Origin of the sequence: Herbaspirillum sp. 1173, from assembly GCF_031455335.1 — a bacterium.
Lineage (GTDB): Bacteria > Pseudomonadota > Gammaproteobacteria > Burkholderiales > Burkholderiaceae_D > Herbaspirillum > Herbaspirillum huttiense.
The window spans coordinates 432,562-444,538 of record NZ_JAVDSP010000001.1; the positions used below are offsets into that span (position 1 = coordinate 432,562).

General features: G+C 64.0%; 9 protein-coding genes. 5 read left to right on the top strand and 4 right to left on the bottom strand.

All coding sequences use genetic code 11. The features are described 5' to 3' along the window. Positions 1-16 precede the first annotated feature (16 nt). Positions 17-1,450, bottom strand: coding sequence for an aldehyde dehydrogenase family protein (locus tag J2X56_RS02010; protein WP_310157834.1), 1,434 nt, complete (start codon positions 1,448-1,450; stop codon positions 17-19). Positions 1,451-1,759: 309 nt separating this feature from the next. Between J2X56_RS02010 and J2X56_RS02015 the strand changes: the two genes are divergently transcribed. The 4 genes from J2X56_RS02015 to J2X56_RS02030 all read left to right on the top strand — a co-directional run bounded on the left by J2X56_RS02015 (position 1,760) and on the right by J2X56_RS02030 (position 5,601). After that, positions 1,760-2,536, top strand: coding sequence for a FadR/GntR family transcriptional regulator (locus J2X56_RS02015; protein ID WP_310157837.1), 777 nt, complete (start codon positions 1,760-1,762; stop codon positions 2,534-2,536). 64 nt (positions 2,537-2,600) lie between these two features. Beyond that, a complete protein-coding gene (locus J2X56_RS02020) occupies positions 2,601-3,542 on the top strand; it encodes a LysR substrate-binding domain-containing protein (protein WP_121040118.1) in 942 nt (313 codons plus the stop codon). A 243-nt stretch (positions 3,543-3,785) separates the two neighbouring features. Continuing rightward, on the top strand, positions 3,786-4,967 hold the full coding sequence (locus J2X56_RS02025) for a diguanylate cyclase (RefSeq protein WP_121040120.1): 1,182 nt from the start codon (positions 3,786-3,788) through the stop codon (positions 4,965-4,967). 325 nt (positions 4,968-5,292) lie between these two features. Continuing rightward, positions 5,293-5,601 carry a hypothetical protein gene (locus J2X56_RS02030; RefSeq protein ID WP_209569011.1) on the top strand — a complete coding sequence of 103 codons (309 nt, stop codon included), beginning with the start codon at positions 5,293-5,295 and terminating at the stop codon, positions 5,599-5,601. 53 nt (positions 5,602-5,654) lie between these two features. Here J2X56_RS02030 and J2X56_RS02035 read toward each other — a convergent pair whose 3' ends face one another. The 3 genes from J2X56_RS02035 to imuA are packed head-to-tail and all read right to left on the bottom strand — an operon-like array spanning position 5,655 to position 11,061. Continuing rightward, on the bottom strand, positions 5,655-8,891 hold the full coding sequence (locus J2X56_RS02035; protein WP_209569009.1) for an error-prone DNA polymerase: 3,237 nt from the start codon (positions 8,889-8,891) through the stop codon (positions 5,655-5,657). 9 nt (positions 8,892-8,900) lie between these two features. Then, on the bottom strand, positions 8,901-10,385 hold the full coding sequence (locus J2X56_RS02040; protein WP_121040126.1) for a DNA polymerase Y family protein: 1,485 nt from the start codon (positions 10,383-10,385) through the stop codon (positions 8,901-8,903). Further along, complete coding sequence (gene imuA / locus J2X56_RS02045; RefSeq protein ID WP_121040128.1) at positions 10,312-11,061, bottom strand: translesion DNA synthesis-associated protein ImuA; 750 nt, start codon at positions 11,059-11,061, stop codon at positions 10,312-10,314. Before imuA ends, J2X56_RS02040 begins: the two co-directional genes overlap by 74 nt. A 383-nt stretch (positions 11,062-11,444) precedes the next feature. Here imuA and J2X56_RS02050 point away from each other — a divergent pair, with 383 nt between their 5' ends. After that, positions 11,445-11,783, top strand: a complete 339-nt coding sequence (locus J2X56_RS02050) for a KGG domain-containing protein (protein ID WP_034336800.1) — start codon at positions 11,445-11,447, stop codon at positions 11,781-11,783. Positions 11,784-11,977 lie beyond the last annotated feature (194 nt).

Here is an 11,977-nt window from a genome sequence, read left to right on the forward strand (position 1 = left end):
TGAATGAGGGGGAATGTCAGCCGTGGCGGATGGCGATGGTCTTGAGGACCGTGAAGCCATAAAGGGCTTCGAAGCCCTTCTCGCGTCCGTGGCCGCTGGCCTTGACGCCGCCAAAGGGTAGTTCCACGCCGCCACCGGCGCCATAGTTGTTGATGAAGACCTGGCCGCTGCGAATGGCGCGCGCCAGCCGCAGCTGGCGGCCGCCGTCGCGGGTCCAGACGCTGGCTACCAGGCCGTAGTCGGTACCATTGGCCAGGGCGATGGCTTCGGCTTCATCCTCGAAGGACATGGCCGCCAGCACCGGACCGAATACTTCTTCCTGCGCCAGCCGATGCTGCGGCGGCACGTCACGCAGCAGCGCCGGGGCCTGGTAGAAACCGCCCGCCGGGGCGCCGGGCGCGATCTCGCCTTGCGCCACCAGGGCGATGCCGTCGCGCCGCGCATCCGAGAGGAAACCGGCCACGCGTTCCTGCTGGGTCTTGCGGATCAGCGGGCCGCAATCCAGGTCCATCTGCGAGGAACCCACCTTGAGTTGCGAGAACAGCCCGCCAAGCCGTTCCAGCACCTGCTCGTAAGCGCCACGTTGCACCAGCAGGCGGCTGCCGGCCGAGCAGGTCTGGCCGGCGTTCTGCACGATGGCATTGACCACCACCGGCAACAGGGCGTCCATGTCTGCATCCTCGAAGACCACCTGCGGCGACTTGCCGCCCAGCTCCAGAGTGACCGGGGTGTGATGCTCGGCGGCCGCGCGCACCACCAGCTTGCCCACATTGGGCGAGCCGGTGAAGGAAACGTGGTCCACGTCAGGGTGCTTGACCAGCAGGTCGCCGGCCTCGTGGCCATAGCCGGTGACGATGTTGAGCGCACCCTCGGGGAAGCCCGCCTCGGCGGCCAGTTCGGCCACCCGGAGGATGGACAGGCAGGCATCCTCGGCCGGCTTGACCACACAGGTATTGCCGGCAGCCAGGGCGCCGCCCACGCAGCGTCCGAAGATCTGCATCGGATAGTTCCACGGCACGATGTGGCCGGTCACGCCGTGCGGCTCGCGCAGGGTCAGTACCGTATAGCCGGCCTGGTAGGGAATGGTGTCGCCGTGCAGCTTGTCAGCGGCACCGGCGTAGAACTCGAAGTAGCGCACGATGGCCGCAGCATCGGCACGTGCCTGTTTCATGGTTTTGCCGCAGTCGCGTCCCTCCAGCTGGGCCAGTTCTTCCTGATGATCCTGCAGTTTGAATGCCAGCTTCATCAGCAGGCGGCTGCGCTCGGCGGCGGAAAGCTTGCCCCACGCACCTTCATACGCGCGGCGTGCTGCCTGCACGGCCTGGTCGATGTCGGCGGCATTGCCACGGGCGATGGCCTCGAAGGCCAGGCCATCGGAGGGATCGATGACCGGGATGCTTTCGCCGGAGGCGGGGGCGACCCAGCGATTGTCGATGAAGTGCTGTTTCATGGCAGTGCGGTCCTTGGAGGCGGATGACGGGGGAGCAGCACAGGGAAGCGGCAGGATGGCACGCCTTGCAGGCGCGGGCCTGCTTCGGATGGTCAGTCCGAGCTTGGCCGGGTAGGGGCTTGTCTCCTGGTGTCTTGTCGTGTGCTGCTGTTTTTTGTTGTGCCTGAATCTAAGCCTGTGCATCCAAGATGTCAAATATATTTACTACTTTGATGACTACTTGCATCGGATGGCTGGCGGTGAGACTGACAAATCCGCTACCATGCGGCCCATGCCGTTCCTGTCCTTTCCTGCCTAACTGGAGTGTCGATGCCCTCATCGAGCAAGTCCCCACGCCCCGGCGCTTCCGGTGACATCCTGAGTCTGGCCGCGGCTGGCCTGGGTCCGGTGCGGCCGGAACGCTTCGCTGAACGCGTGTATGAAACCTTGTTCCATGCCATCGTCGAAGGCCGCATTGCCGTCGGCAGCAAACTGCCTTCCGAAAACGACCTGGCCACGCTGTTCGAGGTCTCGCGGCCGGTGGTGCGGCAGGCGCTGGATCGGCTGCGTGAAGATCAGCTGGTGGAGTCCCAGCGTGGCTCCGGGACCTATGTGAAGGAAAAGGCAGGATTGGCCCCGGCCCGTCTCGATGGCGAACCCGAGACCCGCATCGGCCACATCATGAACGGGCTGGAACTGCGGCTGGTGCTGGAGCCGGAATGCGCCTACATGGCCGCCCTGCGACGCAACAAGCAGGATCTGGAAAAGATGGATGCCTTGCTGCTCGGATTCGAGGAAGCCAACCGCGTGGGCGGCATCGCCCATCACTATGATTTCGGCTTCCATGAAGCCATCGCCCAGGCCACCGGCAACCAGCGCTTCGTGCAGGTGATGAAGACGCTGGAATACGATGTCAGCCACGCCGTCAACATGCTGCGCCACCTGATGCAGATCCCGCCCTGGAAGCGCTCGCAGGATGCCATGGACGAACATCGCCAGATTTTCGAGCTGATCCGCCTGCAGGATGCCGAAGGCGCACGGCGCGCCATGCGTGGGCATATCGAGAATGCCCGCACGCGCATGTTCAACAGCCGGCCCGGCTTGTAAGGCTGCTTGTCATTCAGGCTGTCAATTTAGTTAACTACTTATCGTCAAGCAGGAAGCTCTTCGCATGGAATTACGCCAACTGCGCTACTTCGTGGCCATCGTCGATCACGGCTCGCTCTCACGCGCGGCGCGTGTGCTGCACATCGCCCAGCCGGCGCTGACCCAGCAGATCCGCCAGCTGGAGGACGAGATGGCGGCGCAATTGCTGCATCGCTCGGCCCAAGGGGTCATCGCTACCGATGCCGGCAAGGTCTTCTATGAGCACGCGCTGGCGATCTTGAAACAGGTGCAGGATGCCAAGCAGGCCGTGGCGCAGTCCACCGACAAACCCTCGGGTACGGTGGCGCTGGGCATTCCGCAGAGCGTCTCCAATGCGCTGGCCTTGCCGCTGCTCAATGCAGTGCGCTCGATCTACCCCGAGATCACCCTGCAACTGACCGAGGAGTTGACCGGTAACCTCATCACCCAGTTGAAATCCGGCCGCATCAACCTGGCGGTGCTGTTTGACGATGGCCAGCTGTCGTCCTTCGCAGCCACGCCCATGATCGAGGAAGAGATGATGTACATCACCCGCGCCAAGTCGCGCTATGGGGTGAAAGGCCGCAAGGGCGTGCCGCTGGCCAAGGCCATCGAAGCACCGCTGATCCTGCCGGGCCTGGCCCATGGGGTGCGCCCGCGCATCGAGAGCCTGGTGCGCGGCCAGGGCATGAGCCTGGACAACGTCATCGAGATCAACTCGGTGGCCATCCTCAAATCCGCCATCCTGGCCGATATCGGGGCCACGATTCTGCCGGTGGCACCGCTGCTGGCCGACATCGAGCGCGGCGAGATGGTCGCCCATGCCATTGCCGGCGAACAGATCTCGCGCACCCTGGTGCTGTGCGCCTCGCGCAATATCCCGCTGACCACCGCGGCGGCTGCGGTGGAACGGCTGGTGCTGGATGTGACCGACGCGCTGTGCCGTTCCGGCCAGTGGGGACATACCCGGCTGTTGGAACGTACATGAACCACGCTAATAAAGTGAATAAAATTGAACAAGCGCCGTCTTTTTGAGCTTAAAAGTTCAGATTTTTTGATGAATTGCTGAAAATCACTGCTGAGCTGGCGCCTTCGGTTACACTGGCGTCGACCCTGGCCGTCCTCGAGCCCCAAGCCAACTGAGGACGCCGCCGATGCGCTGAGGGGCGCATCCTCCGCATCGCTTGCCGCGATGCCTTCTATACCTGCCCGCAAGGGCAAGCGAATCCGCATGAATCCTTTCACCGCCAGCATTGCGCTGGCCATCGTACAGTTTTGCAGTGGCGTGATCATGACCGGCCTGTTCATCAGCACGCCGTCAGAGCGCTTCACGCGGCTGTGGGCGCTCTCGGGCGTGTTCTCGGCACTGGGGATCTGCGTTACCGTTGCAGTGTATGCCGGGCTGGCTGGCAGCCTGCGGCCGCTCGGCTTGTTGCTGGGCAATACGCTGGTGTTTTCTTCCGGCATCGTTGCCTGGTGCGGACTGCGCAGCTTTTACCAGCGCCAGTCGGGCGACTGGCCTTGGATGCTGCTGATCGCCTATGCCGTCAGCTTTACCGCGCTGCTGATCGGCGGCGCCGATTTCACCCATCGTGCCTACCTCGCCGTGGGCGGCATGCAGGTGGTGTTCTGCCTGGTGCTGCTTGAATTCTTCAAGGGCTTGTCCGGGCCGCTGGCCGCGCGCTATCCACGCTGGACCTTTGGCCGCTGGATCGGCATCGTGGCCTTGTTGATCCTCAGCGCCACCCATGTGAGCCGGTTGCTGCTGTCGTTGTCGCATCCGGAACTGTTCATGCCCCCCGAGATGAGCAGTCTGGGCGTGGGCCTGATCTATCTGATTCCCATCAGCGGCACCTTGCTGCTGTCGGTGTCGCTGATGATGATCTACTTCGAACGGCTGCTGGCCGACAAGCAGCGCCTGGCCACCGAAGATGAACTGACCGGCACCCTCAACCGCCGCGAGCTGGTGCGCTGTGGCGAAGAGGCGCTGGCCCGGGCCGTGCAGGGCAGGCGGGTCCTGACGCTGGCCTTCATCGATGTGGATCACTTCAAAGACATCAACGACACCCACGGCCACCTGGTCGGAGATCGGGTGTTGGCTGACATCGGCGCCTTGCTGCGCGAGCACTGTTGCCAGGGCGGCATGGTCGGCCGCTACGGTGGCGAGGAATTCTGCGCGGTCTTCCCGGACTGGTCGGAAGCCCAGGCACGTCAGATTGCCCAGCATCTGCTGGAAACCGTACGCAACCACGATTTCGGTCATGGACAACCAGTCACCATCAGCGTCGGATTGGCCGTGCTGTCACCGGGCCAATCCAGCAGCTGGGATGCGCTGGTGCACGAAGCCGACCTGGCCCTGTACCGTGCCAAGAGCGAAGGGCGCAATGCTTTCCGGATGGCGCTGGCGGCTTGATTTCATCGGTAAAAAATGCTGAGTAAAGAACACAGCGAGTCAGCACGACTTGCTTGACTTGCCGCTATACGAGTTGCTAGTCTTCAACCTCCCATGTAAATGGGATCGGGTTTGGCGACTCGAATTCACCCAAAGCGGACATCCGCCTCACGGCGGCTTTTTTACGTCCGTTGCCTTCGCACGTCCGTACCATGGCGGGCCTGGGCAGGGATACCTTCGGGTATGCCGGTGGCTTTGGGTGCCGGTTCGCCAACCCTGTCTTGTGCCTGCCACCTTCATTTGGCGATGAAGTGGCTGGTTTTTCAATGCGACCCAAGGAGGCAACATGCCTGATACTCGTCATTCCGAAGTGTCCCCGGTGCCCTTATTCCAAGCGTTTTCGTGGCACAACCCTGAAGTCCCTCCCTCCCACAACAAGAAGTTTTTTGAGTACGCACACGACGTCAGCAACGGCGTGGCGATCCTGCTTTCTCTGATCGAGTTCAGCGAAAGTGAGAAAGAAGATGAGAGGCCGCTGCTTTGCGAGCCTGACAAAGGCGCGTTAATGCGGTTGGCGATTACTGCAAGCCGGATGCTCGCCAACGTCGCGGAGAAACAGATCGACTCAGCCAATAACGCTTATTCGCAGCAATAGTTCTCTGCCTTGGGAGGTGTCATGACGCCTCCCAAGTTCGCTTCAGCACGCATTCAGAAGAAATCCCGGCTGCGCGGCTGCAGCTCGCCCAGCAGATGGGTCCAGTCTTCCAGCCGTCCCGCCACCAGGTGGCGCACTTCTCCATGGCACTGCCAGCTGCCATACACCCCCAGCAAGCGCGCATTCAAGACCTCGCTGCGCTGCCGTTCCAGCACCGAAGGCCAGACGATCACATTGGCTGAACCAGTCTCATCCTCCAGCGTCATGAAGATCACCCCCTTGGCCGTGCCCGGCCGCTGGCGCACCGTGACGATGCCGCAGCAGCAGGCGAACTGGCGGTTCTGCAGTGTGTTCAGGTCGGCCACGCTCATGAAGCGCCGCCGCTGCAAGGTCGGGCGCAAGAGCGCCAGCGGATGGCGGCGCAGCGTCAAATTCATGGCGCGGTAGTCGTCGACGATCTGGTCGCCTTCGCCGGGTGCCTCCAGCTGGACCGCGTCATCCCCGCGCGCTGCCGTGCGCAGCAGGTCACGGTCGGGCACTGCGCCTACCGCATGCCAGAGCGCAGCGCGCCGGTGTCCGGCCAGCTCGCGCAAGGCATCACCTGCTGCCAGTGCCTGCAGGGCGTGCCGATCCAGTCCGGCGCGCCGGGCCAGGTCATCGACATCGACAAAGGGACGTTCGGCCCCGGCCTGCTCGATACGCTGCGCCGCCTGTTCGGGCATGCCGCGCAGCAGGCTCATGCCCAGCCGCACGGCCGGACGCGCCTGGCCGGTCGGGTCCAGCTCCAGAATGGATTCCCAGCGGCTGCGCAAGACGTTCACCGGCAGGACCTTGACCCCATGCCGGCGTGCATCCTGGATCAATTGAGAGGGCGAGTAAAAGCCCATGGGCTGGCTGTTGAGCAGGCCGCACAGGAAGGCTTCCGGCTCGTGGCACTTGAGCCAGCTGCTGAAATAGGTCAGCAGGGCAAAGCTGGCGGCATGGCTTTCGGGGAAACCGTATTCGCCGAAACCCTCGATCTGGTTGAAGATGCTCTCGGCGAATTCACGTGAATAGCCATTGTCGGTCATGCCCAGCACCAGCCGTTCATGGTGCGGTCCCATGCCGCCCTTGCGCTTCCAGGCGGCCATGGAGCGGCGCAGGTCATCGGCTTCACTGGGGGAATATCCGGCAGCCTCGATGGCCACATCCATCACTTGCTCTTGGAAGATCGGGATGCCCAGGGTGCGCTCCAGCACTTTCCTGATCTTGCCGCTCTTGCTGGTGTTGTCCGGATAGTCGAAGCTGCCGCCGCTGCGCACCAATTCCCGCCGCCGCAGGTAGGGATGGACCATGCCGCCCTGGATCGGCCCCGGCCGCACGATGGCGACCTGCACCACCAGGTCGTACTGGGTGCGTGGCTGCATGCGCGGCAGCATGCTCATCTGGGCGCGGCTCTCGATCTGGAACACGCCGATGGTATCGGCCTTGCAGATCATGTCGAACGTGGCCGGATCTTCACGCGGAATGTCGTACATCTGCATGACTTGGGGCAGGCCGCGCCGCAGGCTCACCAGTTCCAGCGAGCGGCGCAGGGCGGTCAGCATGCCTAGCGCGAGCACGTCGACCTTGAGCAGCTTCAACGACTCCAAGTCATCCTTATCCCATTCGATGACGGAACGCTCTTCCATGGCCGCATTCTGGATCGGCACCAGCCGCGACAACTGCCCGCGTGCGATCACGAAGCCCCCGGTGTGCTGCGACAGATGGCGCGGAAAGCGCAACAGCTTGCCGGTGATGCTGGCCCATAGGCCGATCTGCGGCAGTTCCGGGTCCAGACCGGCTTCGGCAAAGCGGGCCAGCAATTCTTCCCGGCTGTCGAACCAGTGCTGCGACTTGGCCACCGTATCGACGATGGCCGCATCCACGCCCAGTGCCTTGCCGACCTCGCGCAGAGCGCCACGCGGCCGGTAGCTGTGCACGGCGGCCGCCAGCGCAGCGCGGCGGCGGCCGTACTTGCGGTAGATGTGCTGGATCACTTCTTCGCGGCGCTGGTGCTCGAAGTCCACGTCGATGTCGGGCGGTTCTTCCCGTTTTTCGCTGATGAAGCGGGCAAACAGCAGCCGGGTGGAGGTGGGATCGACCTCGGTCACCCCCAGGCAGTAGCACACCGCCGAGTTGGCCGCCGAGCCGCGCCCCTGGCACAGGATGCCGCGTGAACGGGCGAACTTGACCAGGTCGTAGACCGTCAGGAAATAAGCTTCATATTCCTTTTGGGCGATCAGGGACAATTCCATCTCGATCTGTGCGCGCACCTCGCCCGGCATCCCTTGCGGATAGCGTTTAAAGGCCCCGGCCAGGGTTTCCTGCCGCAGGTAGTCGGCCGGGCTCATGCCCAGCGGCACCAGTTCGTCAGGATATTCATATCGCAATTCAGCCAGGCTGAACTGGCAACCGGCCGCCACCGCCAGGGTCTGGGCCAAGGTGGCCGGGCTGTGCACCAGCGACAGCCGCATGCGTGGCCGCAGGTGCTGTTCGGCATTGGGGGCCAGGGCCAGGCCGCATTCCTGCACCGGCTTGCCGACGCGGATGGCCGTGACCACATCTTGCAGGTATTTGCGCGAACGCTGGTGCATCTGCACATCGCCCACCGCCGCCAGCGGCAAGCCATGCCGCCGTGCTGCGGCATCGATGGCAGCGCGATGCAGGTCGTCCAGCGGACGGTACAGGCGCGTCATGCCGACCCATGAGCGGCCGGGGGCCAGCGGGGCGAACCAGCGCAATTGCGCATCCAGCGTTTCTTCATCGGCCGGGTAGTCCGGCACCAGGATCAACTGGCAATCGGGCAGGGTGCGCAGGTGCGACAGGGCGGGCGGCGGCTGGCTCAGGTCTTCCGGCGACAGCAGGTAGCTGCCTTTTTCGGCGCGGGTGCGCGCCAGGGTGATGAGTTCGCAGAGGTTGCCATAGCCCTCACGATTCCTGGCCAGGGCCACCAGGGTCATCCTGGCCAGGGGATGGGCCGGATCGTCCTTCAAGGCTGTAAATCGGAAGCAACTGCCGATGAGCAGCTTGAAATCCTTGGCCTTGCCGCGATGGACCTGTTCCACCCAGGCGGCATGGGCGCGCACCACCCCGGCCATGGTGCATTCGTCGGTGATGGCCAGGGCCCGATAGCCCAGTTCGATGGCACGATCCACCAGTTCCTGCGCATGCGAGGCCCCTTGCAGGAAACTGAAGTTGGTGCGGCAATATAGTTCGGCATAGTCGGGCAGGCCGGTCTGGGGGACGCCCAAGGGCAGGGAAGCTTGCATGCCGTGCTCCTAGCCGAACAGGCCGTGCAGGAACCACTGCGGCTCCTCGTCGGACCACTCGCCGCCGCGCCACTGGCGGAAGATCCAGTAATAGGCATGGCTGGCATCGCGCGCCGTGAAGTAGTCGCGCGTCAATGGCCGGCCTTCCCACCAGCCGGCTTCGATGCGTTCGGGCGGCGAAGTGAATTCCAGCGCACTGCGATAGAAGGGCTTGTGCTGCTGCATCCGCAAGGGCAAGGGTTCGGCCAGCAGCCACAGCGGACGCGGCGGCAATCGTGCCGCATCGGTGTTCAGGGCAGCCGGCAGGCTGGCGGGGCTCTGCATCACGCTGCACCAGCGGTTGGCGATCTCGGGCCGGTGATCGGCGCGCGGGGCGGCCTGCTGCACCTTGTCCGCGCCCAGACGCGCCACCAGCAGTTCCAGCAGGCGCTGGTGATCCTCGGCACTGCCGCCGGGTTCGGGAAAGAGCATCTCGCTGGCCGCCTGCTGGCTTTCCAGTTCATCGGCGGCCAGCCCCAGGGCGATGGCCGGGGCGGGCAGGGAGGAACGGGCCAGCTTTTCCTTGACCAGGGTGTGCAGGTGGTCTTCCTGCCAGGCCGGGACCGACAGCGCTATCTGCAGCCCGGTCGGTGCCACTGCCTGCCGTCCCCGTTCATGTTCCAGCCACAGGCACAGCTTCTTGATGGCCAACTGGCGTGCCGTCAGCCAGCCGGCCAGCTGGGCCAGCAAGCCTTGAGCATAGGCGGCCAGGATGTCGGTGTGCTCGATGCGGTCCGGCAGCTCCACCCGGGCCTGGAAGGTTGGCGGTGCCACGATCCAGTCATGCACTTCGGGTGCGGCACCATAGGCGCGGTCCAGCATGGCCAGCAAGTCCTTGCCGCAGCGGCGCTGCAGACCGGCGCGGGGCAGGCGTTGCACCTGACCCAACTGGCGGCAGCCCAGCCCGTGCAGCCATTCCAGATGGGCACGGGCGGCGGTGAGCAGAACCACTGGCAGGCGGTCCAGTCGGCGCTGCAGGGAACGATGATTGAGGGTACGCACGTAGCCGTAGCGCGCCAGCAGCCAAGATCCGGTCGCCGTAACGGCGCAGGACAGGGTAGCCGACAGTCCCATGCGGGCGATAGTCACGCGGATCTTGCGGCACAAGGCCCGGATGCCGCCGAACAGGCGCAGGCTGGCGCCCACTTCCAGCAGGATGCAGGCCTCTTCGGCCAGCGTGACCTGGGGCGTGTATTGCAGCAGGGCCAGGGCGGCTTGCTGCAAGGTGGTTTGCTCCCGCAGGATATCCCGCTCATTCAGATGCGCTTGCGGTGCCAGCAACTGCACGCCGCCACGCCGCATGCCTTCGTGCACGCCCAGCGCGCGCGCCGGTGCCGTCAGGGCGGATACGCGATCGCGCTCGAAGACCACGGCCGCTTCCTCATCCAGCCAGTTCGGACGGAAGACTTCCAGCGGCAGCAGTGGCAGGTGTACGGCGATCCACAGGGGTGACATGGCGTTGCAAATTCGGTGAAGGCAGCAAAGGGAGAAACAGGCTTTGTTCGCGCAGCGGTCCGCGGCGCTTGAGAAAACCGATCTCCAGCCCGTCGCGCGCCGGCTTGAGCGTCAGCCGCAGGGGCGCGGGGGAAGGCTCGCGCGCGCAGGACAGCGGCCTCAGCATGAAGAACAGCGTCTGACCGGCCTGCGCCGCCACATGCAGGCGTCGCAGCAAGTCATGATCGCCCTTGCGCAAGCGCGGCTGCCACATCAGCAGGGCCTGGCAACTGTCGGCCCGCAAGACCTGCTCGGCAGCCCAGCAGGCGTCGGCCGCATGATCGGCCTGCAACTGCAGCAGCCGTGATGCTTCCACCCCCATATGCGCCCAGCCGGGGGCATTGACCTGGTGTGGGGCCTGCAGCAGGGCGATCCGGCCAGCCTGCGGCGGGCGCCGGGCAGTGGCGGGCGCACGCGCCAGTACCGGGCGCAACAGGCGCAGCTCGCCCACGCCCTCCTGCGGCAGCAGCAGCTCGATGAGCACCCCGGGCGGCCAGCCGCGTTCGGGCAGCTCGGCATCCAGCGCCTCGAATCCGCTGGCGACACCGCGCGCACCACCGCGCGCCAGCTGGGAGGCCAGCCAGAGCGAGGGGTGGATGATTTCCGGACGAGGGACCGGAGAGCTGGATGTCAACATGGCAAGAAAACGAGGATGCGAAACAGCAGGAAAGTGCGGGTAAAAGCAAAGACTGTATAAATATACAGTAATTGTTTTGAGGTGTGAAAAAAACTGCCTTTGGGCTTTCAATCACGTGAAATTTCCTGGGTGCAATGCCGAAGATCGCTGATCCATCAGCAATTGATACCGAAAATGCAAGCTCATCTTCAGTTTTTCCTACCTGTCTGACAGCCATTGCTGACCTTGGCAGAAGAGCTCTTCCGATAGTGAGGATCGGTGAGGCTTTCTACACTGCAGATGTGGACAAAAGTTGGGTTGTCATTTGCATGCTCGCGCAGAGCAAGAGGGCGGCGAATGACAAATGTCTGCTCCATTCGATCATCCAAGACAAGGAGTCACACATGGCAAATTCACAAAATCCGGGGAACAGCAATCGCGGCTTCGCCGCCATGGATAGGGAGAAACAGCGCCAGATCGCCAGCATGGGAGGCAAGGCCGCCCACGCCAAGGGTGCCGCCCATGAGTTCACCTCCGCCGAAGCCCGGGAAGCCGGACGCAAGGGTGGCCTCAACAGCCATGGCCGCAAGAATGCCGCCGCGGCCGCCGCTGCTCAGAACGGCAATGGTGGCAATGGCGCCAGTGCATCGGCCCAGCCGCAAATGAACCAGAGCACGCCGCAAGAGGGCAATGGCGCCCAGCAGCCGCAGCAGTCGGACAGCAATCCCCAGCAGCAAGGCTGAGAAAGCGGCCCCAGCGGCCACCTCAGGCAGACTCAGCCGCCGTACCAGGACCCTGATCGCATCAGGCAGCCGTTCCAACGAAGGACCCTGCGCTCCACTGGCTTCAGGAACCGGGCGGTGCACCTAAGTCGATAACAATAAAACGAAAGGCGCGTTGAGCGCCTTTTTTGTTGCCTGCAGCCCGCCTCCGATGG

Bases quoted from the DNA above. Each gene is read 5' to 3' on its own strand.
- J2X56_RS02010 (WP_310157834.1), bottom strand. From the start codon at position 1,450: ATGAAACAGCACTTCATCGACAATCGCTGGGTCGCCCCCGCCTCCGGC.
- J2X56_RS02015 (WP_310157837.1), top strand. From the start codon at position 1,760: ATGCCCTCATCGAGCAAGTCCCCACGCCCCGGCGCTTCCGGTGACATC.
- J2X56_RS02020 (WP_121040118.1), top strand. From the start codon at position 2,601: ATGGAATTACGCCAACTGCGCTACTTCGTGGCCATCGTCGATCACGGC.
- J2X56_RS02025 (WP_121040120.1), top strand. From the start codon at position 3,786: ATGAATCCTTTCACCGCCAGCATTGCGCTGGCCATCGTACAGTTTTGC.
- J2X56_RS02030 (WP_209569011.1), top strand. From the start codon at position 5,293: ATGCCTGATACTCGTCATTCCGAAGTGTCCCCGGTGCCCTTATTCCAA.
- J2X56_RS02035 (WP_209569009.1), bottom strand. From the start codon at position 8,891: ATGCAAGCTTCCCTGCCCTTGGGCGTCCCCCAGACCGGCCTGCCCGAC.
- J2X56_RS02040 (WP_121040126.1), bottom strand. From the start codon at position 10,385: ATGTCACCCCTGTGGATCGCCGTACACCTGCCACTGCTGCCGCTGGAA.
- imuA (WP_121040128.1), bottom strand. From the start codon at position 11,061: ATGTTGACATCCAGCTCTCCGGTCCCTCGTCCGGAAATCATCCACCCC.
- J2X56_RS02050 (WP_034336800.1), top strand. From the start codon at position 11,445: ATGGCAAATTCACAAAATCCGGGGAACAGCAATCGCGGCTTCGCCGCC.